Source organism: Clostridium formicaceticum (genome assembly GCF_001854185.1).
Classification (GTDB): Bacteria; Bacillota; Clostridia; order Peptostreptococcales; family Natronincolaceae; genus Andreesenella; species Andreesenella formicacetica.
Genome location: NZ_CP017603.1, coordinates 1 through 26775, shown reverse-complemented (window position 1 = coordinate 26775; position 26775 = coordinate 1). Strand labels below are relative to the sequence as shown.

Sequence of the window (26775 nt, the reverse complement as noted above, 5' to 3'; positions counted from 1 at the left end):
TCATTCATAAATAGATGGCCAAAAATTTGTACTTTAACTTTTGTGGTAGTCACTTAATTTGTTCAGCTAGAAGTGGGCGTCTTAGCAATACGCCGAAGAATAAAAACGAAAAGGATCGTGGTGCTTATGTTTGATGTAGTAGCATTAGGGGAATTACTCATAGATTTTACTCCCTATGGAACTTCCGCAAATGGTTATCCACTGTTTGAAAGGAACCCTGGGGGTGCACCTGCAAATGTATTGACTACTTTGGCAAAGTTGGGAGCAGATGTAGCTTTTATTGGTAAAGTGGGCGATGATCAGTTTGGAAAATTTTTAAAGAACTGTTTACAAAAAAATAGAATAGATACCTCAGGTTTAAAGACAAGTCCAGATGTTTCTACTACGCTGGCGTTTGTCCATTTGACAGATGATGGTGATAGGTCTTTTAGTTTCTATCGCAATCCGGGGGCAGATATGATGCTGATGTCAGAGGATGTGCCAGTAGATATTATCAAAAGCTCTAGAATTTTTCACTTTGGTTCTATATCATTGACCGATGAGCCTTCTAGAAGTGCTACCCTTAACGCTTTGAAGCTTGCTAAAGAAAATCAGTTGATTATCAGCTATGATCCAAATCTTAGACCTCCTCTGTGGAAGTCTATAAAGGAGGCAGAAGGTGAAATTAAGCGAGGATTAGTCTATGCTGATGTACTAAAAATTTCATGGGAAGAGCTTGTATTTATTACAAAAGAAAAGGATCTTGATATAGGAACAAAAATTCTGGAGGACTTGGGAATCAGTTTGATATTTGTTACACTTGGCGCTGCTGGCACTTATTATAGATATCAGGGCAAAACTGGAAAACTTCATACCTATGACGTAAAGGTAGTTGACACTACAGGTGCAGGAGATGCCTTTCTTGGCGGCATACTTTATAAACTAAGAGGATTGTCGCTGGAGGACTTAAAAACTTTGACGATAGCTGAAGTAGAGGATCTTGTTGATTTTGGAAATGCGGTTGGTGCTTTAACAACGACAAAGAAGGGTGCGACGCCTGCGGTGCCTTCAATAGAAGAGGTAGTTTACTGTATAAAAAATATATCTAAGATAGAACCGTAATAAGTCAATTAAGATATGCAATAAATTTTATTAACACAAAAACTGTAATTTATACTTATATTTTAATGGTAAATAAAGAAAATTTTTTGTAAAATAGTCTTTAGAAGAATGATTTATTGCTAAAAAGAAACTTTCCTTATAGAAAGCTTCTTTTTTAATAATTTTTTTTCAAGGAATGCTGAAACTTGCAAGTGAAAATAAAAAGGAGTGGGTAGACTAGTGTATATAAAAAACTATAGACTCTTGCAAGTGGAAAAATGTAAAAATCATAGTAAAGTATGTGAATGAAGGGTTTTAAGGCTTAAGTGGGGTATAAAAAATTATGAAATTGGCCTATACGGCAAGGAGGATGCTAATGAATACAATTAGACAAGATGCTTTAACGATAATAGATGAATCTATAAAATCTGTTTTGCCAGAGGCAGCGGTAATAAAAGCATTGGAAAAAAAGAGCTTTACAGGAGATGTCGTTGTTATTGCTATCGGAAAGGCTGCATGGAATATGGCAAAAGCTACAAAAACTACACTGGGCGACAAGGTTTCAAAGGGCGTTGTAGTGACAAAATATGATCATTCGAAGGGTCCCATAGAAGGCTTTGAAATCATTGAGGCAGGACATCCAGTACCAGATGAAAACTCTATTAAAGGAGCTAGTAAAGCTTTGGCATTAGTTGAGAATCTAACAGAAAAGGATCATGTGATCTTCTTAATATCTGGAGGGGGGTCAGCATTATTTGAGAAGCCAATGGAGGGAGTAACCCTTGAGGATATCATGGATATTACAAATCAACTGTTAGCCTGCGGAGCAGATATTGTTGAAATCAACGCTATAAGAAAACATCTTTCAGCTGTGAAGGGAGGAAGATTTGCCTCTCAATGTGGAAAAGCTAATATCTATGCTATTGTTTTATCAGATGTAGTTGGAGATCGACTAGATGCCATTGCTTCCGGACCAGCTTATCCTGACAGTTCAACATCAAAAGAAGCCCTAGGGATCGTAGAAAAATACAAGCTGCAGGTGGCAGATCATTTAAGAAAGATATTAAATATTGAAACACCTAAAAAGGTAGAAAACTGTGAAACTGTCGTTACTGGAAGTGTCACCGCCTTATGCGAAGCTGCCGCTGCTAGTGCAGAAAAGCTTGGATACAAACCAGTAATTATTTCTTCTACACTGGATTGCGAAGCAAAAGAAGCGGGAAAATTTATGGCCTCTATTGCTAGAGAAATTAAAAATAGTAAAACCAGTAGAACATTTTTACAGCCTCCTTGTGCAGTCATCGCTGGGGGAGAAACTGTAGTACATTTAACAGGCAAGGGCAAAGGTGGAAGAAATCAAGAGATAGCTTTAGCGGCATCATTAGGAATTGAAGGGATGGAAGATGTTGTCTTGTTTTCTATAGGCTCGGATGGAACAGATGGACCAACAGATGCAGCTGGAGGCATGGTGGATGGAAAAACTTCAGAAAGAATGAGATCAGCAAATATATCACCGCAAATATACTTAGACAACAATGACTCCTATCATGCATTAAAGGCAAGTGGAGACTTGATTATAACTGGTGCAACAGGAACAAATGTAAATGATATTGCGGTTGTGTTATGTAAATAAAAAAATAGATAAAAAGACGAAAGAATCGAACCACTTAGTTTTATTTACTAAGTGGTTTGCGTTCTAATTGTCGTAAAAAATTTCGCAAAGTTGATAGCTAAGTTGTTTTTTATAAAGGTGCATATTTCATGGAAAAATGTTTCATATCCTACAGATACTTAATGAACAGAGAAAGAAGATAGTATTGCTTGCTGTAGAAAACTGGAAGAACGGTACTGAGTGTTAAAAAAACTACAAGTTATAGTTGACAAAATTATACATCGAGTGATATCATAAACCTAATGACAACTTAATAGTACTAGATTTAAGGTGCCCTTAAAAAAGGGAGAATAGGAAAGCTGGTTGAAATCCAGCACGGACCCACCACTGTAATCGGGGACAAATCTTCATGAAGCCACTGGGTATGAAACCTGGGAAGGGGAAGAGGCGTATGAACCGCAAGTCAGGAGACCTGCCTTAGATTGATGATGTTCAGATAGAAAGGGGATGAATTTCTACTGTAAATAAATTCGGTGACTTTAGATGGGAAAGTCTCTTGGTATTTAATGCTAAGAGACTTTTTTTATTTTGTCATCCTGAGCATAGCGAAGGATCTTAAAATAACGAAGAACTTTCTTATAAAATCAGGAAAGAAACTAGAACAGGAGATTCAAATCTCAAATAGGATGAAATGGTGAATGAATATGATAAAAAGTAATTTGCTAAAGAAAATATTGCAGTTAATGAGTGTTATGATGTTAGCATCCTTGATTACCTTTAGTCTTACCTATATCAGCCCAAGTGATCCTGCTGAGATGCTGCTGACAGCTCATGATATTGTTCCTACTCAGGAACTGTTGGAAAGGACAAGGGAGGAGATGGGGTTAAATGATCCCTTTATAATGCAGTATGGAAACTGGCTTAAGGATTTGCTGAGGGGGGATTTTGGTTATTCTTATTTCACAAGGGGATTGGTAACAGATATCCTGCCTCAAAGGATTTTTATGACGGTGAGGCTGGCTGTTGCTTCATTATTGTTTTTGATATTTTTTTCCTTTGTCCTTGGCATCTTATCGGCTGTTAAAAAGAATACAGTATTAGATTATATAGTGAGGGGACTTTCCCTTATGGGAATATCTATTCCTGCTTTTTGGCTGGGGCTTATGTTGATGTATGTATTTGTGGTGGAGCTTCGTTGGTTTAAAATAACCCAGCAAACATCCCTTAAAAGTGTTATCCTGCCAGCTATGACTTTAGCTATACCATTGATGGGAAGATATATAAGACAAATAAGGGAGGCGATATTAGAACAGTATTCTCAGGATTATGTTATAGGAGCCAGAGCTAGAGGTATAAAGGAAAGCAAAATAATAATCAAGCACATCTTACCCAATGCTCTTTTAGGAATCGTTACACTTTTAGGGCTATCTATAGCATCACTTTTAGGAGGAACTGTGATAGTAGAAAATATTTTTTCTTGGCCAGGATTGGGGTCTATGGCTTTAGAGGCTATAACCTATAGGGATTATCCTTTACTACAGTCCTATGTAGTTTTTATGACTTTGATTTATGTCACCATCAATTTTATTGTGGATATCATAACACAAACTCTCGATCCTAGAATTAGTTTGAAGGGAGGGGAAAAAGTAAGTGAAAAATAGAAAAAATAAAGAAATTGTTTTTGTGGTAATGCTATTGCTAGCTATTTCCATGGTTATATTAGCTATGATAGCTCCCATACTTGCACCTAATGATCCTTTAGACACTAATTTTTCTCAAATTTTACAGAAACCCAGCAGTGAATACCTCTTTGGTACCGATCAAGTGGGTAGATGTATATATTCCAGAGTGCTTTACGGTGCTAGGGTTTCTCTTGGAACTACCTTTTTACTTTTAAGTATTATTTTCATTCTAGGATTGATGATGGGTACTGTTGCTGGTATGGCAGGAGGTACTATAGATACCATCATCATGAGAATAGCAGATACAGTACTTTCTTTTCCTGATATCGTCTTTGCCATTGCTATCGTAGGAATTTTGGGCCCTGGCATGAGAAATACCATATTAGCACTATCTGTCATTTGGTGGACAAAGTATGCTAGGTTGACAAGGGTTTTGGTTATGACGGTTAAAAACAAAGAATACATACATGCAGCAACAATGGCTGGGGCAGGTAAGGTAAAACTTATCACCCATTATATTTTTCCAAATATTATATCGCCTTTGGTAGTACAACTGGCCTTAGATGTGGGGGGGATGATGCTGGCTATTGCAGGTCTATCCTTTTTAGGCTTAGGGGTACAACCTCCCATACCTGAGTGGGGAAATATGCTAAATGAAGGTAGATCCTATCTTCAAACGGCTCCTTGGTTGTTGATCTATCCTGGAGCAGCGATATTTATTGTAGTAGCGGTATTTAATATATTGGGAGATAGTGTAAGAGATTTACTTGACCCCAAACATCTATAAATTAACTTGAGTTGTGCAATTATTTAATGTAGAAGTGAAAATCAAATATATACGCTCATTTAGTTTCAAGTATTGACAACTCTAAAACTCCTTTCAATATCAAATCCTAAAATTCGCAAACTCACTGACGTTCAAACATGCGAATTTCTTAACGGATTTAATATTTCCAGTCGTTAAGAGTTGTAGCAATACTTTCAAATGCTTTCGCTTTATATATTTGATTTTCCCTCAAAATAACTGAAAAAATTGCACAAGTCGAGTAAACTAAATCATACGAGGAGTGTAGAAATGAAAAAAATTCTAACGAGGGTATTTATGCTATTGCTATGTTTTATGTTAATTGCTTGCAGTAAACAAGAAGAATCTCTTAAAGTGGGAAGTAGCAATGGAGATGAAGCTGAAGAGGTTAAAACCTTAAATATGGCTTTGTTTTGGCTAGATAGTAATATAGAGCCTACGGAAGGATGGAACGGTTGGACATTGACCCGTTGTGGTATAGGGGAAAATCTTGTGCAATTTGATGAGGATATGAATTTGAAGCCTGTGATTGCAGAGTCTTACCAATGGGTTGATGATAGAACCATGGTTTTTGATATAAGGGAAGGGGTGAAGTTTCATAATGGCAACCCTGTAGATGCTGAGGCTGTTAAAGCTTCTTTAGAAAGAGCCCTTAAGATATCCGATAGAGATGATGTGAAATTCTTTGTGGAATCTATTACAGCAGAAGATCAAAAGCTAACCATAAAAACAGAAGCACCTTTTCCTATGTTGCTTAACAATCTAGCAGATCCTGTATATGTCATCATTGATGCATCAGTAGCTGACGATGAAAATTTTAAATATAAGCCTATTGCCACCGGTGCTTTTAAAGTGGTTGAGTTTGGTTCAGACCTTGGTTTAACTCTTGAGAAGCATGAAGAGCACTGGCGTGGAGATATTGGGGTAGATAGAGTTAATGTAAAGTACATACCTGATGGTGCTACCCGCACTATGGCATTACAATCAGGTGAGATTGATTTGGCTACCCAAATACAGGCTAGGGACTTAAGTTTATTTGAGAATAATGATGAGTTTATCGTACAGAAGGGACCTAATCTAAGAATATTTTTATTAAGATTAAATATGGATAAACCTTATATGCAGAGTTTAGAATTTAGACAAGCCCTTGCCCATGGTATAGATAAAGAGACCTACGCTACACAAATAGTCAATGGTGTGGCTGCTAAAGGACCCTTTAATGACATGCTTTCCTTTGGTTATACAGAGGATGATCCTTATCCTTATGATCCCGATAAGGCAAATAAGCTGTTGGATAAGGCAGGATTTATCGATACCAATGGAGACGGTATTAGAGAAATAGATGGTGAAAATATTGTACTGAGATTTGTTTCCAGAACCAACCATGGAAATGATGCCAACAATATAGGCACAGCTATGCAGGCCCAATACAAAGAAATAGGAATAGGACTTGAAGTTATTCAGGTAGAAAACTATGCCAATATGGCAGCGGCAGGAGATTTTGATTTGCTATGGGAAAGATGGACTTCTGCACCAACGGCAGATCCTCAATATTTCCTTGAAGCCAGCTATAAAACAGGTAGTGCGGGAAATGATGGAAATTACAGTAATCCAGAGCTTGATAGGATTTGTGATGCGTTAGGGAATACCTTTGATAAAGAGGAAAGAGATAGATTAGGAATAAAAGGATCAGAAGTTCTTATGGAGGATGTGGCTTCTTTATTCTTATACTATCAAGAGGGTACAGTAGTAACTAGAAAAAATCTAGAAGGTGTACACAGGTTTATATCAGAAATATACTATATCGATGATAGAGTTAAGATAAAGTAATGATGTTGTAGAAATGGTTTTAGAAGTCTATGACTGGAATGGAGCTCAAAGATCAATGGATAAATTATTGGAAGTTAAGAATCTTACTGTCCAGTATGACGGTGGGGGCTATGCCATAGAGAACATAAATATAGATGTAAATGATCAAGAGATTATTGGTATTGTAGGAGAAAGTGGAAGTGGAAAAACAACCCTAGTAAGAGCCATCATCAATCTACTTTCCTCCAATGCTAAGATCGTTTCTGGGGAAGTAGTATTCTGTGGGGAAAATATAGGAAAATACAATAAAGAGCAGTGGAGGAAGCTTCGTGGTAATGAAATAGCCATGATTTTTCAAAATCCTGGTTCTTACTTGAACCCTATTATGAAAATAGGAAAGCAATTTATAGAAAGTATCAGAAGTCATAGAGATATTTCTAAGGCTCAGGCAGTAAAAAAAGCTAAAGATACCCTAGAAAAAATGGGTCTTGATGATGGGGATAGGATGATGAATTCTTATCCCTATCAATTAAGTGGTGGTATGAAGCAAAGAGTTGCTATTGCTATGGCCATGGCGATGGAGCCAAAACTTATTTTAGCTGATGAGCCAACCAGCGCCCTTGATGTAATAACACAAACCCAGATAGCTAATGAACTGTTGGATCTTAGGGATAAATTCAAAACTAGCATTGTAATGATTACACATAATATAGGCTTTGCTGCATACATAGCAGATAGAATTGTGGTGATGCATGACGGAAAAGTAGTAGAGTGTGACAATAAGTCGCAGATTATTTTAGAACCTAAAGCCGAATATACCAGGACATTGTTGCAAACGATACCTGAACTGAAAGGATTCTAGTGATGGAGAGAGATATAATACTTCAGTTAGAAAATATTCATAAAGTTTTTAGCGATAATAATGGTAAAACCATGAAGGCTATGAATAATGTAAATATTGCCTTAGGAAAAGGAGAATGCATAGGTATCGTTGGAGAAAGTGGTTGTGGTAAGAGTACACTTGCTAGAATAATCGCTCAGCTAACTGCTCCTTCAGAAGGCAAGATCATTTACAGAGGAGAAGATATAACAGCTCTTCCTAAAAAATCTACTAAAATGTACTATAAAAATGTACAGATGATATTTCAAGATCCTCTAGGCACATTTAGTCCAAGAATGAAAATAGGGGCCTATTTAATTGAGCCCTTTGTTAATTTTAAAATAATGAGCAAAAAGAAGGCATATCAATATGCTGAGGTATTGTTAGAGAAGGTGGGTCTTAGTAAAGATTACATGAAAAAATATCCCAATGAATTAAGTGGCGGAGAACTTCAAAGAGTAGTTATAGCCAGGGCCATTGGTCTTGAACCAGATATTATCCTATGTGATGAATGTACCTCTGCTCTTGATGTATCCATACAAAAACAGATTATAGCGCTTCTCATAGATTTAAAGAAAAAGACAAATTTTTCATCTATATTTATCACACATGATTTAGCCCTAGCAGAAAGCATATGTGATAAGATATATGTTATGTATTTAGGAGAAATTGTCGAGGTGCTGGAAGGACAAAATCTTCTTAGCGAGGCAAGACATCCATACACCCGCATGCTCTTAGATTCAGTATTTTCCATTAAAAACTTTGATAAGAGAATTGAAGTGAATAGAAAGATAGATAGGGCATTTAACGGTACAAAGGGATGTGTGTTTGCAGAAGGGTGCCTAAATAAATCAAGAAGATGTTTAGAAGAAAAACCCCATTTGGTAAAGGTGAATCAATATGTTAGCGTTGCCTGTAGAAAGTATGAAGAAGTTAGAAGGATTGCTTCGGTAGTATAGAAAAGGGATAAGCTTTTACATAAAAAATTTTGTGTAGATAGATATATGCAATTATTTACATACGTGTATAAATAGTATATAATCATTAAGTAAATGAAATTCATTATCAACACATTGCTAAGTGGGTAGGTTGCACAAGAAGTAGTATTTTAGCTTTTTAATACAGGGTCTTACATTCATTAGCTATTATAGCGGTGTTTTGACCCACCCTAACCTGGATGCTATGTTTTCCTTTAGGATTTGAACTATATGGAGCATGGATGGTATTAATTGCAGACTAAACCCTGGGGATGTTTTTTGCTTCAAACGATTTTATAGCAAAAAATGGATGGCTGTAGAGTTACGAGACTCTTTGCATGCTTAGATACGTTTATATTTATGATACATATTTACGAAAATACATAGGGGAGTTGAGGATATGGCATTACTAAAAGTAGGAAACTTAAGCACTGAAAAAGGAATAAAAGTACAGGGTTTTGTAACCGTCATGGACACCGACACAGTCATTCCTGTAACATTGATCAATGGTTGTGAAGAAGGAAAAACTGTGCTGATCACTGGTGGTGTGCATAGTTGTGAATATGCGGGGATTCAAACAGCGATAGAATTAGCTAAGGAAGTTCAACCAGAGGATATAAAAGGCCGTTTAATGATCTGTCACCCTTTAAATAAAAATGGGTTTGAAGCCAGAAGACCTAGCATTGTCCCCGAGGACGGAAAAAATTTAAACCGTGTATTTCCGGGAAATAAAAGTGGTACATTAGCCGATAAAATTGCCTATATGCAGGTAAATGAATTTCAAAATCAGGCAGACTTTTATATTGATATGCATGGTGGAGAGGCCCATGAACAGTTAACACCTTATGTATACTATGTAGGAAATTCTACAGAAGAAGCAGTTGAAATCGCTAGAAACGCTGCAAGCGTGATGGATTGTAAATATATGGTTCGCTCCATGGCCACTACAGGGGCTTACAACTATTGTGGCCTACAGGGGACACCTAGTATATTGATGGAACGAGGCTGTAGTGGTATATGGGATCAAGAAACGGTAGATTTATACAAAAAAGACGTCTATAACATTTTAATACATCTTGGATTAATAAAGGGTCCTATGACGGAAGTTCAAAACAAGCCAAAGGATTTGGTGGATTTGATTTATTTGAATTCTGATGTTGCAGGATGCTGGTACCCCAGTGTTGATGCAGGAGATGAAGTGAAAGAAGGTCAAAAACTAGGAGAAATCAGAGATTACTTTAGCAATCTCCTGGCTACCTATTATGCAGAATATGATGGTGTTATTTTATACCGAACCTCTGCCTTATGGGTAGACAAAGACGGCGGTATTGTCTGCTATGGAAAACCAGAATAGCAGGAAAATATGTTAAAAAATATACAAGTTATTATTGACAAAATTATACATAAAGTGCTACCATGAACATAATAAGAATTTAATAAAACTAGATTTAAGGTGCCCTTTTGAAAAAGGGAGAATAGGAAAGCTGGTTGAAATCCAGCACGGACCCACCACTGTAATCGGGGACAAGTCTTCAAAAAGCCACTGGGTATGAAACCTGGGAAGGCGAAGAGGCGTATGAACCGTGAGTCAGGAGACCTGCCTTAAATTGATGATGTTCAGATAGAAAGGGGATCAATTTCTGCTGTAAATAAATTTGGTGACTTTAGATGGGGAAGTCTCTTGGTATTCAATACTAAGAGACTTTTTTATGTTTTTAGAGCACATTGGTAAAGATATGAAACCTTAACATACAAATAAGAAGATGATCTTCTATAATGCAGCCATGAAGGCTAATGAAATTACTAAAAAGGGAGTTTTTCCTTCATGGTTTTTGTACTTATTTTAATGCTGAAGATTGTGAGGGAAACAATATAATCTATTAAGGACAATGAGAGGATTTATTATGCATTCATTTTATCTTATTGTAGATGAATTTATGAGCAATCAAATCATGAGCAAAGATCGATATGAGTATACAAGACAGTTGGTGGCGGTGGTTAGTTAAGGAAGGTGAAAAATGAAAAGCTACATTTTAAAAAGAATTAGCTATATGTTCTTGGTTTTAATAGGTGTTTCAATATTAACTTTTTTAATGACCTACATTACGCCGGGAGATCCAGCAGAGCTAGTATTAATATCAAGAGGAATTGAACCAGAAAAAAGAATTATTGAAGAAACACGTAAGGACCTGGGTCTGGATTTGTCCTTTATTATGCAGTACAAAGATTGGGTGAAACAAGTTTCAAGGGGGGATCTAGGTATTTCCTACAGAACAGGTCGACCGGTATTGGAGGAATTATTAAACAAACTGCCTGCTACAATTGAGCTTACAATAGCTGGATTTTTGGTGATGCTTTTCATCTCCATACCTGTTGGGATTATTTCTTGTTTTTACAAAAATACTGTATTTGATCATATCATAAGACTTTTTTCTTTATTAGGTTCATCCATACCCTCCTTTTGGCTGGGTATTGTACTGATTTACTTTTTTTCAGTGAGATTTTCTATGTTTCCGGTAAGGGGCAGAGGGGGACTTATTCATCTTATTCTACCCTCTATTACATTAGGATTAGGGATGTCAGCACAATATGCTCGGTTGCTAAGGGCAAGTATGTTAGAAGTGTTAGGTCAGGATTTTGTTTTAGCCGCAAGAGCCCGAGGATTAAAAGAGTCGATGATTATTATTTTCACCGTTTTTAAGAATTCTTTACTGCCTGTAATAACTTCACTGGGAATAAGTTTAGGCCACTTATTAGGAGGGACAACCATCGTAGAAACCATCTTTAGCTGGCCGGGATTAGGAAAACTAATCGTGGAATCAATTTTTAGCAGAGATTATCCTATGATTCAAGGATATGCATTGTTCATGGCGGTGGTTTTTTCGGGTATTAATCTGCTAATTGATCTTACCTATAAATTCATTGATCCAAGAATAAACATTGAAGGGAGTGATGATTGATAGAGAGACTGAAACTTTTTTTTCAATATAAAGTTGCCTTAGTAGGATCCATCATCATTATCTTGATAACTTTTATTGGTCTTCTTGCTCCTTATCTAGTGTTGCAGGATCCTCTACAGATTGATTTGAGCAATGCTTTACAAAGTGCATCAAGAAATTATCCCTTTGGCACCGACCATCTAGGCAGATGTGTATACTCTAGAATTATTTATGGAACAAGAATTTCCTTAAGTGTTTCTTTTATCATCGTTTTTACAGTGATGACAATTGGAACAACCATAGGTTTGATGTCTGGCTACATAGGAAAAAGATTTGACAGAATTGTCGTAAGCATTATAGACATCATTTTGGCCTTTCCTAGTTTGATTCTTGCAATCGTTATAACAGGTATTCTTGGACCAGGTCTGGTGAATGTTATGATTGCCATTATGGCTGTTCATTGGGTTGGATATGCAAGGGTTGTTCGGAGTATGGTGATTTCAATAAAAGAAAGGGAATATGTTATAGCCGCCCGTACCTCAGGAACCAATCATTTCCACATTATTACAAGACATATATTACCCAACATCTTATCGACTATAATTGTATTAGCATCTTTAGATATGGGAGGAATCATTTTGTCGATTTCCGGATTGTCATTTTTAGGTTTAGGGGCACAACCTCCTGCACCAGAATGGGGGGCTATGCTAAATGATGGAAAAGCCTATTTTTTATTGAAACCAGATCTTATGATATATCCTGGATTGGCGATTTTGTTAACGGTATTCTCCTTCAATATTATGGGAGATGGTTTGAGGGACTTCTTTGATCCTAAAAGTCAAACCGAAAAAGAGAGGAGTGATTGATTGAGATTAGAAACTAATCCCTTTCTTAAAATTGAAAATCTCGAAGTAGTTTTCACGAATAAGGGCAAAAAAAATATAGTACTCAATAGGGTAAACTTTGAAATACCAAAAGGAAAAGTTTTAGGGTTAGTTGGAGAAAGTGGTTGTGGCAAAAGTATGACGGCCCTTTCTATTATGAAACTGCTTCCTCCTGAAATCAGTGCCCCCAGCGGCAAGATTTTTTTTAATGATATGAATATTCTGGAATTAAGCAGCAGAGATATGAGACAAATAAGAGGTAAGCGTATAGCAATGATATTTCAAGATCCACATTCGGTTTTTAATCCTGTAAGAAGCATAGGCAGACAATTTATTGAAACACTTCAATATAGGATGTCATTATCTAAAAAAGAAGCTTTGGCCGTAGCAAGTCAATCTTTATTGGAAATGGGACTTGCTGATTCTCAGAAGATATTGTCTTGTTATCCTTTTCAGCTTAGTGGAGGAATGAAACAAAGAGTAATGATTGCTATGGCATTAGCAATGAAGCCAGATTTCCTTATTGCTGATGAGCCTACAACTGCTTTAGATGTAACAATACAAGCCCAGATATTAATAGAAATTGAGAAGTTGAAAGAGAAATATAATACGGGAGTCTTACTAATATCTCATAATTTTGGTGTTATAGCTCAATTGTCAGACTGGGTTTGTGTGATGTATGCTGGTGAAATTATTGAATATGGTTTAGTAAAGGAAATTTTTTATAAAGCATCACATCCATATACAAAGGGATTATTGTGTTCTATTCCTGATTTTGCTAACAATATAAATTCTCTGCAACAGATTTTAGGACAACCACCGGAGATATATGAAGAAAGAAAAGGCTGTTCATTTTACCCTAGATGTGCATATAGAAAAGAGTTTTGTGAAAACAATCAACCCTTGATGGAGAAAATTAATTCTAACCATTTTGTTTCTTGCTTTTTTCCAATCTAATATTAGAAAGGTACATACCTATGAATTGTAAAGAGGAGATCCTATTTGAAAACAAAATACCGATATTAGAAACGATAAATCTGAAAAAAAGTTATTTTACGAAAAACAATTATTTTTCTTTTAAAAATAATGTTTTAAATGCAGTCGAGGGGGTTTCTATAACCCTGTATGAAAATGAAATTTTAGGATTAGTAGGAGAAAGTGGTTGTGGGAAGAGTACGTTGACAAGATTACTATTAAGACTAGAAAAAGCCACAGCGGGAAAAATTTTATTTAAAGGAGAAGACATAACAAGTTTAAGTGGAGAGAAGCTTAGAGAGCTAAGAAAAGATTTTCAGATAATTTTTCAGAATGCATATGCTTCTCTGAATCCAAGGATGAAAATTGAAGAAATAATTAAAGAACCTATAGCCAACTTTGAAATGCTTAGTAAAGAAGATCAGAGGGAAAAGATTAAATATCTTATTGAACTTGTAGGATTAAAAGAGGAACACTTATCAAGATATCCACATGAGTTCAGTGGGGGGCAAAGACAAAGGATCGCAATAGCAAGAGCATTGGCAATAAATCCCAAAATAGTCATCTGTGACGAACCGATTGCAAGCTTAGATGTATCAATACAGGTGCAAATTTTGAAATTACTATATGAGCTTCATAGTAAATATAAAATTTCCTATATATTTATTTCTCATGATTTAGCATCTGTAAAGCTATTAAGCCACCGTATTGTTATTATGTATCTTGGAAAAATTGTTGAGATAATTAAAAGTCAGGATTTGTTAGAGCATGCAGCTCATCCATACACTATCTCTTTAATTGAAGCTATCCCTAGCGTTAATCCTGATAATAGATTAAGTAAAGAACAATTGCTTTGTGGCGAAGCATTAAACCCTGTAAGCTTTACGAAATGCTGTAAATTTTATCCTCGTTGTAGAAAAGCGTTAAATATATGTAGCTATTCAGAGCCGGATATAAGAGAAATAAGTCCAATGCACTATGTTGCTTGTCATAGATATTGAAAAAGCAGATATAATAAGTTGCAATAAAACTTTTACAACTTAGTGTGAGATAGGGGAGTCATGGGGACGGTTCATCTGGCACGTATGGTTTTTATGTGCCTGAGGAACTGTCCCCGTGGCGTAGTGGATGTAATATATTTACTACAACTTATATAGAAACTATTAATAATCTTTACCTAATAAAATAAATTTTAAGAAAATCTGTGATTTTTATATGATCTTCAAGCAATTATTTTTAATCTAGGAGGATGATGAAATGAAAAAAGTACTGAAATTTAAACGGGGGGTAGGGCTTTTAATTATACTGGCTATTGTGTTTTTAGCTGTTGGTTGCAGCAGCAACAGTAATAATGATGTTGATGCCAGCAGTGAAACAATAACCAGTGAGCAAGTGTTAACGATAGGTATGGATAAAAACACCGCAACTTTAGATGTGTTGAAGACACCAGATCCACTGGTATGGTTTCCAGGACATCACATTAATGAGACATTGGTGTATCCCGGTCATGACATGAAACCAGAAGCCTTGTTGGCAGAAAGCTGGGAAAGAATCGATGAAGTGGCTTGGCGCTTTAAACTAAGACAAGGGGTATCTTTTCACGATGGAACAGCTTTTAATGCAGAAGCAGTGAAATTTTCCCTCGAAAGACAGCAAGAAGAAGGTCCTGCATGGACAACGCCACCTATAAAAGAAATCATTGTTGAGGATGATTATACGATTCAAATCATAACAGAAGAATCTTTTTCTCCTTTGTTAGAGTGGTTAATGAACCCTGTTGCCTCTATTGTCAGCCCAACTGCAGTACAACAGCAGGGTGATGGATATGAGATGAATCCTTGTGGTACTGGACCTTTTAAAGTAGAAGCTTTTGTTCCTGAACAAGAGATTGTTTTAGTTAGAAATGATGATTATTGGGGTGAAAAGCCTGTCTTAGAAAAAGTAATTTACAAGATTATCACAGATTCAAGTGCCCGTACAATGGCTTTAAGAGCTGGAGAAGTGGATATCATAAGGGACTTAAATGCCCCAGAGATTGAAGCATTTAAGAACAGTGAGTACCAGATCCTCAGTGTTCCAGGTGTAAGAACACATTATTTTGGATTTAATGCAACTAAAGATGTATTTAAAGATGTAAGGGTTAGAAAGGCTATCAACCATGCCATCGATAGAAATGCCATTGTTGAAAAAGTTTTACTGGGATATGGTCATAATATCACAGGGATTGTATCTCCTGCTATACCTGGACATTTAGGACAAGCATGGTATCCTTATGATCCAGAGATTGCAATGGGTTTATTTGAAGAAGCTGGATATACCCTGAATAGTAACAATATTATGGAACATAATGGTACACCTTTAGAACTTGATATCATTATTCAACCATGGAGTTCTTATTGGAAACCAGCAGCAGAAGTGATACAAGCACAGCTTCAGCAAATTGGCATCAAGGTGAATGTACAGGTTATGGAGAGAGGAGCATTTAATGAATTGAGAGATGCTGGAAAGTATGATATTTTTGCCAGCACAACACCAGGTGTTCATGGTGGGGCGGATTATCAGCTTATGAGCAGATTTCATTCTGAACTATTTGGTGCTTCTACCCATGCTTCCCCTGGCTATGTAAATAAGGAAATAGAAACGCTGTTGGAAGAAGCAAGAAAAGAGCTTAAGGAAGAAAAAAGAGAAGAAATGTATAGAAAAGTACAAGAAATCATTTATGAAGACGCAGCATTGATTCCATATGTGCATGATGAAGAGGTTGTTATTGTAAATAGTAGAGTCAAAGGTTTTCAACCCCATTCTTCTGTATGGGCAGTAGATTTAAAAGGTGTTTATGTAGAATAAGAATTATCTATATAGGTGATTGTGCAACTGAATTTTAATACCTATGGTCTACGGTTTCATATTAGTTGGAAGATCTAGTCAAGATTTGTAACTGTAGCCCTTAGTGTATTAAAATTCATGTTGATACATAGGAATAGAAATGTTTTTTTGATAAGCTTTAAATTTTAAATACCGAAAGGAGCATCATTGATGACAGCTAATTTTTTGTACAATGTTTGGTGGAAGGACCAAGCAGAAACAGAACAAGCTATGGAGGAGACCCATAATAGATTTTGGAAGAAAGTATTGAGTTATATCAAGGAGGAGGATTTATCCAATCTTTCTGTTTTCGATTTTGGTTGTAATCAAGGTGGTTTTTTAAGATTTTTATATTACGAGAAACCCTTTAAAAATGCTTTGGGAATAGATCTAGCTCGTCAATCAGTTGAAGTAGCCAATAGCAGAAAAGGAAATTTGCCAATTCAATATGAAGCTACTAATACCCCTGAAAAATATGAAAATCAGTTTGATCTGGCTTTTAGTATATCGGTGATTTATTTAATCGCTGACTTAAAAGAACATGCATCCAAGATAAAAAAGATCCTTAAATCTAAAGGTGTTTATTATGCCACTTATACAGACTACAATGGTAACCCTAGCTTACCCTATATGAAGAAAAAGATAGATGAAAATGCTTCTATACCAATGCTTTTACATGATCTTGAAGATATCTCTAATGCATTTCTTGAGGAAGGATTTAATGTGGGTATTCGAAAAATGATACCAGATGATTATATAGAAATAAATAGTAATGATCGATTTTTTAGAAGTCTAAATGATCGAATACAGTATGAATATGAACAGGCATATATTTTCCGTTTTTCTTTAAAGGACTAAAGATAGAGGATATACTGATGGAGAATCTATAAAATAAGGTATGCTTATAACACCATAAAAAAGTACTGTCCTCAAACTTGTTATAAAAGTTGTAGTAAATATGTTACATCCGCTACGCCATGGGGACAGTTCCTCAGGCACATAAAAACCATACGTGCCAGATGAACCGTCCCCATGACTCCGCTATCTCACACTAAGTTGTAAAAGTTTTATTGCAACTTATATATATAATATAAATTTTATAGTAGATGCTATGAAGGCATTGAAAGGTCTTGAGATGATAAACTAAGACAGATGATAGAAACTAACGGTCATGAAGACTGTTTCCTTGACATGGAAGCTTCTTTTTGTGACCGTTTTTATATTTACAGTAGGTTTTTACTATTAAATATAAGAAAGGAAGGATGAAAAAATGCAAATTCAAAAACGTATTGAAGGGTACTGGCAAAATGAAAATGAGAGATACAATGAGGTAATTCAAAGTGAATTAAATGGCGTAAAGAAAGAGGTATGGGTGCAACTCATTGAAGAAAACCGCCCTCCAGGAGAAAAATTACAGGTATTAGATATTGGTACAGGCCCTGGATTTTTCCCGTTGCTGCTTTCTGAGATGGGACATCATGTTACTGGTATCGACTGCACGGAGAGTATGCTGGAGACCGCAAAAGAAAATGTGAGGATGGCTGGCTTTGATGTATCCTTTCATTTGATGGATGCACATAAGCTTACATTTGATGATCATTCTTTTGATATGATTCTTATACGAAATGTAACCTGGCTAATGTATGACCCAATTACAGCCTATAAAGAATGGTATCGGGTTTTAAAGCCGGGAGGACGACTTTTAATCTTTGATGGCAATTGGTACTTATGGATGTATAACAATGAATGGAAGGAAGCCTTTGAAAGAGATCAAGAGGAAGCAGCAAAACTAGGATTCAAAAAGTTCTCTAAGGAATCCCAAGAGGAAGGAACTAAAATCGCTGATGAACTTTATTTCAGCAAAGTTCGCCGACCTCAATGGGATATCCCTCATTTACTGGACATTGGCTTTGGTAAAATTGTAGTGGATGCAGATGTCAGTGAAAAGATTCATAACGAAGTCAACAAGGCTCGTTATCGTACCATTCCGCCTTTTATGATCCGTGCTGAAAAAACAGATAAAAAATATTTATACGGACAGTTATAGATAAGCAAGTTCAAACTTTAATTTTGATATACACGGTCTACGGTTTCGCCCCAAAACCGTGGGCTGCAAATGTAGCCCTTAGTATATCAAAATTAAGTCCTGATGTTGTTTATCTATATAAATAGGTTATTTGAGTTGTGCAATGATTTAATGTAGTTGTTACAATACTTTCAAATGCTTCCGCTTAATATATTTAATTTTCTTTAGGAATAGCTAAAAATTGCACAAGTCAAGTAGATGATCTTTAGATGACTGGAGGAATAAAAATGAAAATTAAAAAATCAAAATCCCTTATACTTCTTTGCTTAATAATCTTAATAAGCTCCTTTGCCTATACCGGTTGTACAAAAAAAGAACCCATCACTTCAGGAGAAGTGAAGGAGGTTCCTCAAATATTGACGATTGCCAGAGTAGGTGATATTGGCAGTATGAATCCTCACCTCTATGACAGCGATATGGGGGCACAAACTTTAGTCTATGAACCTTTAGTAAACTTAGATCAGCAGGGAAATATCATCCCTTGGTTGGCAGTTTCTTGGAAAATAGAAAATGACGGACGAAGCTTAGTATTTCAGCTTCGAGAAGATGTAAAGTTTTCCGATGGGGAAGCCTTTAATGCGGAAGTGGTGAAACAAAACTTTGATGCTGTTTTGTCCAATGCTACCCGACATAACTGGCTGCCTTTGATTGATAATTTAGAAACAGTAGAAGTCGTAGCACCCTATACAGTGGCATTGCACATGAAGGAAGCATATCCTTTTAGCCTTCTTGAACTAACAATGGTTCGTCCCATACGTTTTCTTAGTCCAGGAGGCTTTGGTGCTGACGACATAGCCTTTGACAAGCCATTGGGAACAGGTGCTTATATATTGGCAGAATATGTACAGGATGAAAGAGCCGTTTTCATAAGGAACGAAAATTATTGGGGCGAAAAGCCTAATCTTGAAAAAATCGTTATACGCCCTGTACCTGACTCTAATGTCCGTTTAAATGCATTAATGGCGGGAGAAGTAGATTTGATTATAGGCAGTGGTGTAACTGCAGTATCTTATATGGATTTTAAAAGTCTTGAAAGTAATCCTAACGTAGAAGGCAAAATAGCAATGGGAGATGTAGCACAGTTTCTTGCACTAAATCCTAGTACAGAACTGCTAAAGGACAAGAGTGTACGTCAGGCCATAGCTTTAGCAATAGATCCTGAAGAAATCAACCTTGTGGCTTATGAAGGTATGGAAAGTCTGTCAGAAACGATGTTTTCCACCAAGATACCAGAAGTTTTAGGAAACGCTAAAAGAAGTAAACGGAATTTAGAAAAAGCCAAAGAACTTCTTGCAGAAGCTGGTTGGGCAGACCTTAATGGAGATGGTTATGTAGAAAAAAATGGAGAAAATCTAGAAGTATTATACAACATACGTTCAGATGTAACCACACAAAGAACTGTAGCAGAAGTTGTACAAGCACAGCTTGCAGAAATAGGCATTAAAGTCAACATCAGCCCTGTAGAGTCTACTGTATATTTTGACCGTAGAAATACTGGTGACTTCGGTATAATGCCGGATGTTTCATGGGGAATCCAGTATGACCCTCAGAGTATTTACAAGTCATTACGAGATGCAAGACCTTATTTTGCTCCAGCCTTTCAAGGTGAAGCAGCCACTTTGTTTCAGCAGGCACTTCAGACATTAGATGACAATCAACGAAGGGAAAAGTTTGATCGTATAGCGGATATTTTCATGAATGAGGAGTTCGTGATTATACCTATGACCATTACACCTAATATAGCAGTGTATAATAAATCTGTTGAAGGCTTCGAGTTTTCTGCCAATGTTTGGGAACTAGGGAAGGGACTGACCAATGTAAGAATCGTTGAATAAAGTTGCTAGGAAAGGAGAAAAAAGTGCTTAGATATATTTGCAAGAGAATGGTCTTTTTACTACTGGTGATGCTAGGGGTGTCCTTCTTGGCTTTTAGTATGAGTCATCTTACACCAGGAGATCCAGCAGAAGTGATTTTACGAATGGATAGTATTGATCCTACCCCAGAGGCTGTGGCGCTTATGCGTGAAAGGATGGGACTAAATGATCCAGTACTTGTTCAATATGGCAAATGGTTATTAAAAGCGGTACAAGGAGATCTCGGAGTTTCTTTCCGTACCAGACGTTCGGTACTGGAGGAACTGCTGCAGCGTTTACCTGCCACGGTGGAACTCACCTTGGCGGGCACTGTAGTACTACTCTTGGTTTCTATTCCCTTAGGCTTGCTTTCAGCCTTTTATAAGAATACTAAGATTGATCATTTCAGCCGTTTTTTTGCCTTAATAGGGGCTTCCCTTCCTTCTTTTTGGTTGGGGCTTATCTTCATTTACTTTTTTGCTGTAAAATATTCCTTGTTTCCTGTGATGGGTCGTGGAAGTATGCTTCATTTGGTTTTGCCTGGGCTGACCCTAGGGCTGGGAATGTCCGCTACTTATGCTCGCTTACTGCGAGCCAGTATGCTGGAGGTTTTAGGACAGGATTTTATTCAAGCAGCCCGTGCACGAGGGTTAAAAGAAAAAACAATTCTTATAGGTCATGCACTGAAGAATGCCCTGTTGCCTTTGGTGACTGTTTTTGGCATGAGTCTAGGACATTTGCTGGGTGGTACGGTAATTGTGGAAACCATATTTGCCTGGCCGGGTATAGGGAAATATTTGGTGGAGGCTATATTCACCCGGGACTATCCCGTTGTTCAGGGATATGTATTACTGATGGCACTTATTTTTGTTACAGTAAATTTGATGATAGATATATCTTATACCTTTATAGATCCTAGGATGCGGCTGTCAGGGAAGGGGGGAAGTAAATGAGGTTAAAGGGACTGATCAAAGACCCCATGGCTTTTATAGGATTGATTTTGATTTTACTCATTTTAGGTGTTGCACTACTGGCTCCATGGATTACACCTAAGGATCCAATACAGATGGATGCAAATTATAGACTGGAAAAACCCTCTCTTAGTTATCCCCTAGGAACAGATCATCTAGGAAGATGCATTTTATCCCGTATTATGCATGGGGCAAGGGCTTCTCTTAGCATATCTTTTTTGGTTTTAGTGATCATCATGTCCATTGGCGTGCTGGTAGGCAGCATTGCAGGCTATGTAGGTGGAAAAGTGGATGATATTATCGTCAGCATGATAGATATGCTGCTGGCCTTTCCAGAAATGATACTGGCTTTGGTTATTGCAGGCATGTTGGGTCCTAGTATTAGAAATGTAATGATTGCTATGGCTTCTGTTCAATGGGTACGTTATGCACGAATCCTTCGAGGAATGATTGCCTCTGTCAAAGAAAAGGATTATGTATTGGCGGCTAGAACGGGGGGATGTAAGCATTTTCCTTTGATTTTCCGCCATATCTTGCCGAATGTCCTATCACCAGTCATTGTACTGGCTACTCTAGATATGGGTTCAACCATTTTAGCCATCTCTGGATTATCCTTTTTAGGATTAGGGGCTCAACCCCCTAATCCTGAATGGGGTGCCATGCTGAACGATGGTCGACCTTATATGTATATAGCTCCTTGGATCATGATTTTTCCAGGGTTAGCTATTCTTATTACAGTGTTGGCTTTTAATTTAATAGGAGATGGACTTCGAGACATTTTAGATCCTCGGGAAATACAAAAAACTTCTTAGGATGACAGAGTAGGTTTAAGTTAACACGATACCTAAAAAGAGCTAAGATAATAATATTGACAAAAATAACAATAGAGATTGCAGGTGCTAGTAAAGGTTTATCACGTTTAGTACAGGGCTTACAGACGGTTATTGAGAAATTTAAAGTGTAAAAAACGTCTATGACAGAATAGAAGCGGTTATAGGCGTTTTTTTGATGAAAAAATTCCACCTGTGTTAACGCTTAGAGGTAGAGGTCTTATGCCCTAAAAACAAAATTAGGATAAATTTTTTGGAGATTGATATGAAAACTTTTAAGAGAAAAGCAACGCTTAATGCGTAGTAATATATGAAAGGCTAGCCATAAGAAATCAATAGGAGGTGACAAGATTGGAATATACAGAAAGTGCACTTGTTGAAGGAATAAAAGCTAAAGATGTGCCTGCTTACAATTATATGATCAATAAATATACAAAAACAATTTATTATCTGGCTTATAATATTTTATCTCCATCACTTAATAAAGAAGATATCGAAGAGTGTGTATCTGATGTGTTTTTAGATGCATGGAGGAAAATTGATGAATTTGATCAGGAAAAAGGAAATTTTAGAACATGGCTTTTAGTTTTGACAAAATATAAATCACTTACCTATAAACGCAAAAAAGCAACAAGAAATCTCGTTGATATTGAGGCGTTTCAAATAGAAGATAACTATAACTTAGAAAAACAATTCTTCTTAAGGCAAGACCAGGAAAAGGTGATAGAAGTAATCAACTCTTTTAATGCAATAGATAAAGAAATATTTTTCAGAAGGTTTTTTTGATGAAAAAATAAGTGATTTGGCAAAAACCTTTAATTTATCTAGATCCGCTATAGACAATAGACTTTTGAGAGGTAGAAAAGTTATAAAGGAGGCATTAAATTATGAAGGAAGATCAATTGATTCAATTGCTAAATAGTTTGGATGATGACTTGGTGGAAAAGGAAATTGATAGATTATTAGAAGGCGTGGAGATCGATATGGATGCTATCAACAAGAAAGCTCACCAAAAGCTAAACAACAATGATAAAAAGATTAAGGGTAAGAAACGACTTTTATATGTAGCAGCAGTTTGCCTATTTTTATTAAGTATAACGACTATATATGCCAATGATATTTCACAAGCAATCAAGTCATTTTTAAACAAAACGCCAATATATTCAACGATTGTTGATGGAGAAGCTTATTACTTAAAAGAAAGCTACCCTTTGAATGATAATATTACCATAGAAAGTATAATGGTGTCAGAAGGAAATTTAGAAATGGAAATAGTTACAGAATTAAATTTTGATGATGAAGTAGCCCCTATAAATATTATAGCAAAAGATAATTCTAGTACAGTCTATTCTGTAGGAGGATATGGAAGTTTTTCCGAGGATAATAATAAACATTTTCTCTCTTTTATGAATGAAACAGAAAAAAATTATAACATTACACCTTTTAAAGAATTTACACTTAATATTGCAGGAAATTCCTATGAAATCTCATTAGAAAAAGCTAAAAGTTTAGATTTAAATAGCAAAATTTATGCTTCTAATGTTACAGCAAAGGGTTTGGAAGGCGTAAATATCGGTGCTAAAATCCTTGAAGAAAGGGAAAAATTAGGTATTCAGTTAGTTGCGTCATTTGAAGATGAAAAACTAAAATTATTAAAGTTCGGAAAACCAAAAGAAATAAAGACTTCATCAACATTTGAAAATCGAGGTGAAGATGGTTTGTTTAGTTCAGGTACTTCGTTAGTAACAGATGATCTTTATGTATTTGATGAAATAGGCAATGAATATAAGCTTGAAATTCCAGAAAATTCAAAAGGTCATCCGGTAAGTATATTTGAAACAAATGCACCAAAAAACAAAGCCCTGACACTAAAGTTACCTGCAATCACTACCTTCTATGAGGAAACAGTTGCTTCACTTTCTTTTGGTATTCCTAATGAAGGGGAAGTGACTTTAAATCAAGAAATTGATTTAAGGATTCAGAAGGCTATTGTTAAAATGTTAGAAGAATATCTCCAACATCGGCAGAGGTAAAATTTCAATTAAATACCGGTACAAATGAGAATATCAATATAAGATCTTTTGATTTGTATAGCCCTGATGTTAAAAAAATGACCAGTGAATTTAATGGTGATGATGCTACAATGATTTTAGAATTTACTGAAGGTCTTACTGATATTAATTTTGAAATAAGTTATCCTCAATTTGTAATGAACGGAAATTGGAGCATTGATATAAAGTAGAGAGATAGAAAGCCTTATAAAAAAGTCATAGGCGTTAACTTAACCCTATTATCTCCAAAATTTTCTTCAGGTAGGGCTTAAGTTAACGCTAATGATAAAAAAGTGCAAAAGGAGAAATCTTTCAAAACTAAACTTTTAAAAAAATCGTTAAAATTTCTACAAATTTTCGTATAGATATTGAAGATCAGATGGAAATATAGTACAAAAATAGAGAAAAGTATGAAACTTAAAACAAATAAGGCAAGAATATGATTTTCTTGAACACAGCCATGAAGGCCAATAACTTTGCTAAAGCAAGTTTATTCCTCATGGTTTTTTTGCGTTTGTTTGATGTGGAAGGCTGTTTTATATTACATATTATAGACATGGAGGAGATAAAAATGAGTATTCAAAGTAAAATAGAAAATTATTGGGAAGACCGAGCAACGGATTATAGTACATCGATATGGAGAGAGATGGAAAGCTTTAAAAAAGATGCATGGATGAAGATGATTGCTGAATACCGTCCAGAGGGACAATCTTTAAAAGTACTGGACATAGGCACAGGCCCTGGTTTTTTTTGCTATGATACTGTCTTTGATGGGTCATCAGGTAACTGCTATTGACTGTACAGAAAACATGTTGCAGGAGGCCAGACATAATACAGAACGTATAGGGGTAAAGGTAGATTTTTATAAAATGGACTCCCATGAATTAGATTTTCCTGATGAAAGTTTTGATTTGATCTTATGCAGAAATTTGACATGGACCTTAAGGGCACCTATGGATGCCTATAAAGAATGGCATAGGGTACTAAAATCTAAAGGCAGACTGCTTATTTTTGATGCAAACTGGGCTCTAAGGCTTCATGATCCTGAAATGCAAAAGCAGTATGAGGAAGATAAGAAAAGGGCAGCTGAGCTGGGGATTGTTGATGCTCATGATAAGGCAGATATGAAAGAAAGTGATGCCATTGCAAAGCAGTTGTTTTTAAGCAGTAAGAGAAGACCTCAATGGGATGCAGCAGCTTTGATAGACTGCGGTTATGCTAAGGTTTTTGTAGAAACCAATATCTCTCATAGGGTTCATAGTGAAGAAGATAGGATATTATTTCGCTCTACACCTATGTTTATGGTAGGAGCTGAGAAGAAGTAGATGGAGGTTGATGAACTTTGAACTTGTATTTTAGATTATTTACATTTCTCAAAGGAGCAAGAGTACAACTGGCACTGAAAATTTCATTGGGACTACTGATCATGGGTACCTATGTTGGACAAGCCTTTGCCACTGCAGCCACAATGAAGACATTATTTGCAGGAGGAAGTTTTCATGAGATTATTCCTCTTATTATAATCATTGGGGTTTTGATTGTGATAAGAGCTTTTCTTGTTAAGATCGATGAGATCTATGGAAAGAAAATTGCCTACTTTATTAAAAATGAACTTAGAGAGCGGCTGTTGATGCGATTGATGGATTTAGGCCCAGGCTATCAAGAAAACTATAGAAGCGGAAATTTACAATCGGTACTAATCGATGGTGTTGAATCTCTAGAACCTTTTTTGACAGGATATGTTCCTCAGCTGTTGGTATCTTTGCTAGGATCTGGGGCTGTTGTTATTTACATTTGGACATTAGACCCTATAGTGGGATGGATTACTGCAGCAGGACTTCTGATTGCGGTAGGAGCACCACAGCTAGGCAGTAACTTTTCAAAAAAATAATTTTAGAATACTGGCAATCCTATGCCAAATTAAATGCTCAGTATATTGATGCTATGCAGGGTATGACGACCTTAAAGGTTTTTCAAGCCAGCAAACACAAAGGACAGGAATTAGAAGAGGAAGCAAAAGGGGTATATAATCGCTCTATGAAAAGTTTAGGTGTATCCCTGTTGGACTCCGCTATTGTAAAATGGGGTACTGCAGCAGGGGCTGCCTTTGCTACAGGAGTAGGGGCACTAAGGGTAACCACTGGCGATTTGCCTGTACAAAGTCTCTTTGTCATTCTTTTTTTAGTGGTAGTGTTTCCGCCCTTTAAATGACTTAAATCGATTATGGCATCAAAGCTTTCTAGGTTTTGCAGCTGCTAGAGGTATTTTTAGTTTGTTGGATGAACCATTGATTGTAGAGGAAAAAAGTCAGTTTTTACATCAATCTATTGAAAGACCTTTACCAGAATTAACCTTCAAGAAGTGACCTTTGCTTATTCTGGCGGCAAACGACCAGCAGTAAAAAACATCTCCCTACATATAAAGCCAGGAGAAAAGGTGGCCTTCGTAGGAAAATCTGGTTCTGGGAAATCTACCC

At 36.3% G+C, this 26775-nt stretch carries 25 protein-coding genes and 2 riboswitches; all 25 genes read left to right on the top strand.

Annotation, left to right across the window (positions count from 1 at the left end; all coding sequences use genetic code 11):
- Positions 1–126: 126 nt before the first annotated feature.
- The 25 genes from BJL90_RS00110 to BJL90_RS22930 all read left to right on the top strand — a co-directional run bounded on the left by BJL90_RS00110 (position 127) and on the right by BJL90_RS22930 (position 26510).
- Positions 127–1101: a carbohydrate kinase family protein gene (locus BJL90_RS00110; RefSeq protein WP_070963219.1), complete on the top strand. Its 975-nt coding sequence runs from the start codon at positions 127–129 to the stop codon at positions 1099–1101.
- A gap of 355 nt (positions 1102–1456) precedes the next feature.
- Positions 1457–2713 (top strand): glycerate kinase type-2 family protein, encoded by a 1257-nt coding sequence (locus BJL90_RS00105; RefSeq protein WP_070963217.1) that lies wholly within the window; start codon positions 1457–1459, stop codon positions 2711–2713.
- 290 nt (positions 2714–3003) lie between these two features.
- A riboswitch (cobalamin riboswitch) is annotated at positions 3004–3186 on the top strand.
- A 204-nt stretch (positions 3187–3390) separates the two neighbouring features.
- Complete coding sequence (gene nikB / locus BJL90_RS00100; protein ID WP_236904990.1) at positions 3391–4353, top strand: nickel ABC transporter permease; 963 nt, start codon at positions 3391–3393, stop codon at positions 4351–4353.
- Complete coding sequence (nikC, locus tag BJL90_RS00095; RefSeq protein WP_236904989.1) at positions 4343–5161, top strand: nickel transporter permease; 819 nt, start codon at positions 4343–4345, stop codon at positions 5159–5161. The genes nikB (BJL90_RS00100) and nikC (BJL90_RS00095) overlap by 11 nt, the downstream gene beginning before the upstream one ends.
- Before the next feature lie 288 nt (positions 5162–5449).
- Complete coding sequence (locus BJL90_RS00090) at positions 5450–7009, top strand: ABC transporter substrate-binding protein (protein WP_070963216.1); 1560 nt, start codon at positions 5450–5452, stop codon at positions 7007–7009.
- Positions 7010–7064: 55 nt separating this feature from the next.
- On the top strand, positions 7065–7850 hold the full coding sequence (locus BJL90_RS00085) for an ABC transporter ATP-binding protein (RefSeq protein ID WP_070963214.1): 786 nt from the start codon (positions 7065–7067) through the stop codon (positions 7848–7850).
- A 2-nt stretch (positions 7851–7852) separates the two neighbouring features.
- Positions 7853–8827, top strand: a complete 975-nt coding sequence (locus BJL90_RS00080) for an ABC transporter ATP-binding protein (RefSeq protein WP_070963212.1) — start codon at positions 7853–7855, stop codon at positions 8825–8827.
- A gap of 418 nt (positions 8828–9245) precedes the next feature.
- Positions 9246–10199, top strand: a complete 954-nt coding sequence (locus tag BJL90_RS00075) for a M14 family metallopeptidase (protein ID WP_070963210.1) — start codon at positions 9246–9248, stop codon at positions 10197–10199.
- A gap of 80 nt (positions 10200–10279) precedes the next feature.
- A riboswitch (cobalamin riboswitch) is annotated at positions 10280–10464 on the top strand.
- Positions 10465–10863: 399 nt separating this feature from the next.
- The gene (gene nikB / locus BJL90_RS00070; RefSeq protein WP_070963208.1) at positions 10864–11805 is read left to right on the top strand and encodes a nickel ABC transporter permease; all 942 of its coding nucleotides are present in this window, start codon (positions 10864–10866) and stop codon (positions 11803–11805) included.
- A complete protein-coding gene (nikC, locus tag BJL90_RS00065; protein WP_070963207.1) occupies positions 11802–12650 on the top strand; it encodes a nickel transporter permease in 849 nt (282 codons plus the stop codon). Before nikB (BJL90_RS00070) ends, nikC (BJL90_RS00065) begins: the two co-directional genes overlap by 4 nt.
- Positions 12651–13625, top strand: coding sequence for an ABC transporter ATP-binding protein (locus BJL90_RS00060; protein ID WP_070963205.1), 975 nt, complete (start codon positions 12651–12653; stop codon positions 13623–13625).
- Positions 13626–13645: 20 nt separating this feature from the next.
- Positions 13646–14644, top strand: a complete 999-nt coding sequence (locus BJL90_RS00055) for an ABC transporter ATP-binding protein (protein WP_070963204.1) — start codon at positions 13646–13648, stop codon at positions 14642–14644.
- Between the two features lie 256 nt (positions 14645–14900).
- Entirely contained in the window at positions 14901–16490 is a 1590-nt protein-coding gene (locus tag BJL90_RS00050; protein ID WP_070963202.1) for an ABC transporter substrate-binding protein, read from the top strand.
- 189 nt (positions 16491–16679) lie between these two features.
- Entirely contained in the window at positions 16680–17366 is a 687-nt protein-coding gene (locus tag BJL90_RS00045; RefSeq protein WP_070963200.1) for a class I SAM-dependent methyltransferase, read from the top strand.
- 412 nt (positions 17367–17778) lie between these two features.
- Positions 17779–18555, top strand: a complete 777-nt coding sequence (locus tag BJL90_RS00040; RefSeq protein ID WP_070963198.1) for a class I SAM-dependent methyltransferase — start codon at positions 17779–17781, stop codon at positions 18553–18555.
- Positions 18556–18821: 266 nt separating this feature from the next.
- Positions 18822–20429 (top strand): nickel ABC transporter substrate-binding protein, encoded by a 1608-nt coding sequence (nikA, locus tag BJL90_RS00035; RefSeq protein WP_236904988.1) that lies wholly within the window; start codon positions 18822–18824, stop codon positions 20427–20429.
- A 23-nt stretch (positions 20430–20452) separates the two neighbouring features.
- Positions 20453–21400: a nickel ABC transporter permease gene (gene nikB / locus BJL90_RS00030; RefSeq protein ID WP_081562147.1), complete on the top strand. Its 948-nt coding sequence runs from the start codon at positions 20453–20455 to the stop codon at positions 21398–21400.
- Positions 21397–22230 carry a nickel transporter permease gene (nikC, locus tag BJL90_RS00025; RefSeq protein WP_070963196.1) on the top strand — a complete coding sequence of 278 codons (834 nt, stop codon included), beginning with the start codon at positions 21397–21399 and terminating at the stop codon, positions 22228–22230. The genes nikB (BJL90_RS00030) and nikC (BJL90_RS00025) overlap by 4 nt, the downstream gene beginning before the upstream one ends.
- 369 nt (positions 22231–22599) lie before the next feature.
- On the top strand, positions 22600–23034 hold the full coding sequence (locus BJL90_RS00020; RefSeq protein WP_236904987.1) for a sigma-70 family RNA polymerase sigma factor: 435 nt from the start codon (positions 22600–22602) through the stop codon (positions 23032–23034).
- A gap of 101 nt (positions 23035–23135) precedes the next feature.
- Positions 23136–24281, top strand: a complete 1146-nt coding sequence (locus BJL90_RS00015) for a hypothetical protein (RefSeq protein WP_070963194.1) — start codon at positions 23136–23138, stop codon at positions 24279–24281.
- Between the two features lie 77 nt (positions 24282–24358).
- On the top strand, positions 24359–24490 hold the full coding sequence (locus tag BJL90_RS22980) for a hypothetical protein (protein WP_257786392.1): 132 nt from the start codon (positions 24359–24361) through the stop codon (positions 24488–24490).
- 248 nt (positions 24491–24738) lie between these two features.
- Positions 24739–25095 (top strand): hypothetical protein, encoded by a 357-nt coding sequence (locus BJL90_RS22625; protein ID WP_236904986.1) that lies wholly within the window; start codon positions 24739–24741, stop codon positions 25093–25095.
- Positions 25070–25624, top strand: a complete 555-nt coding sequence (locus BJL90_RS00010) for a class I SAM-dependent methyltransferase (protein WP_236904985.1) — start codon at positions 25070–25072, stop codon at positions 25622–25624. The genes BJL90_RS22625 and BJL90_RS00010 overlap by 26 nt, the downstream gene beginning before the upstream one ends.
- A gap of 17 nt (positions 25625–25641) precedes the next feature.
- Positions 25642–26190, top strand: a complete 549-nt coding sequence (locus BJL90_RS22935; protein WP_083329689.1) for an ABC transporter transmembrane domain-containing protein — start codon at positions 25642–25644, stop codon at positions 26188–26190.
- The gene (locus tag BJL90_RS22930) at positions 26187–26510 is read left to right on the top strand and encodes an ABC transporter transmembrane domain-containing protein (protein WP_083329688.1); all 324 of its coding nucleotides are present in this window, start codon (positions 26187–26189) and stop codon (positions 26508–26510) included. Before BJL90_RS22935 ends, BJL90_RS22930 begins: the two co-directional genes overlap by 4 nt.
- The last annotated feature ends 265 nt before the right edge of the window (positions 26511–26775 follow it).

What these genes read in the sequence shown, in the direction of transcription:
- BJL90_RS00110 (WP_070963219.1), top strand. Translation starts at nt 127, where the DNA reads ATGTTTGATGTAGTAGCATTAGGGGAATTACTCATAGATTTTACTCCC.
- BJL90_RS00105 (WP_070963217.1), top strand. Translation starts at nt 1,457, where the DNA reads ATGAATACAATTAGACAAGATGCTTTAACGATAATAGATGAATCTATA.
- nikB (WP_236904990.1), top strand. Translation starts at nt 3,391, where the DNA reads ATGAATATGATAAAAAGTAATTTGCTAAAGAAAATATTGCAGTTAATG.
- BJL90_RS00090 (WP_070963216.1), top strand. Translation starts at nt 5,450, where the DNA reads ATGAAAAAAATTCTAACGAGGGTATTTATGCTATTGCTATGTTTTATG.
- BJL90_RS00085 (WP_070963214.1), top strand. Translation starts at nt 7,065, where the DNA reads ATGGATAAATTATTGGAAGTTAAGAATCTTACTGTCCAGTATGACGGT.
- BJL90_RS00080 (WP_070963212.1), top strand. Translation starts at nt 7,853, where the DNA reads ATGGAGAGAGATATAATACTTCAGTTAGAAAATATTCATAAAGTTTTT.
- BJL90_RS00075 (WP_070963210.1), top strand. Translation starts at nt 9,246, where the DNA reads ATGGCATTACTAAAAGTAGGAAACTTAAGCACTGAAAAAGGAATAAAA.
- nikB (WP_070963208.1), top strand. Translation starts at nt 10,864, where the DNA reads ATGAAAAGCTACATTTTAAAAAGAATTAGCTATATGTTCTTGGTTTTA.
- BJL90_RS00055 (WP_070963204.1), top strand. Translation starts at nt 13,646, where the DNA reads ATGAATTGTAAAGAGGAGATCCTATTTGAAAACAAAATACCGATATTA.
- BJL90_RS00050 (WP_070963202.1), top strand. Translation starts at nt 14,901, where the DNA reads ATGAAAAAAGTACTGAAATTTAAACGGGGGGTAGGGCTTTTAATTATA.
- BJL90_RS00045 (WP_070963200.1), top strand. Translation starts at nt 16,680, where the DNA reads ATGACAGCTAATTTTTTGTACAATGTTTGGTGGAAGGACCAAGCAGAA.
- BJL90_RS00040 (WP_070963198.1), top strand. Translation starts at nt 17,779, where the DNA reads ATGCAAATTCAAAAACGTATTGAAGGGTACTGGCAAAATGAAAATGAG.
- nikA (WP_236904988.1), top strand. Translation starts at nt 18,822, where the DNA reads ATGAAAATTAAAAAATCAAAATCCCTTATACTTCTTTGCTTAATAATC.
- nikC (WP_070963196.1), top strand. Translation starts at nt 21,397, where the DNA reads ATGAGGTTAAAGGGACTGATCAAAGACCCCATGGCTTTTATAGGATTG.
- BJL90_RS00015 (WP_070963194.1), top strand. Translation starts at nt 23,136, where the DNA reads ATGAAGGAAGATCAATTGATTCAATTGCTAAATAGTTTGGATGATGAC.
- BJL90_RS22980 (WP_257786392.1), top strand. Translation starts at nt 24,359, where the DNA reads ATGACCAGTGAATTTAATGGTGATGATGCTACAATGATTTTAGAATTT.
- BJL90_RS22625 (WP_236904986.1), top strand. Translation starts at nt 24,739, where the DNA reads ATGATTTTCTTGAACACAGCCATGAAGGCCAATAACTTTGCTAAAGCA.
- BJL90_RS00010 (WP_236904985.1), top strand. Translation starts at nt 25,070, where the DNA reads ATGGGTCATCAGGTAACTGCTATTGACTGTACAGAAAACATGTTGCAG.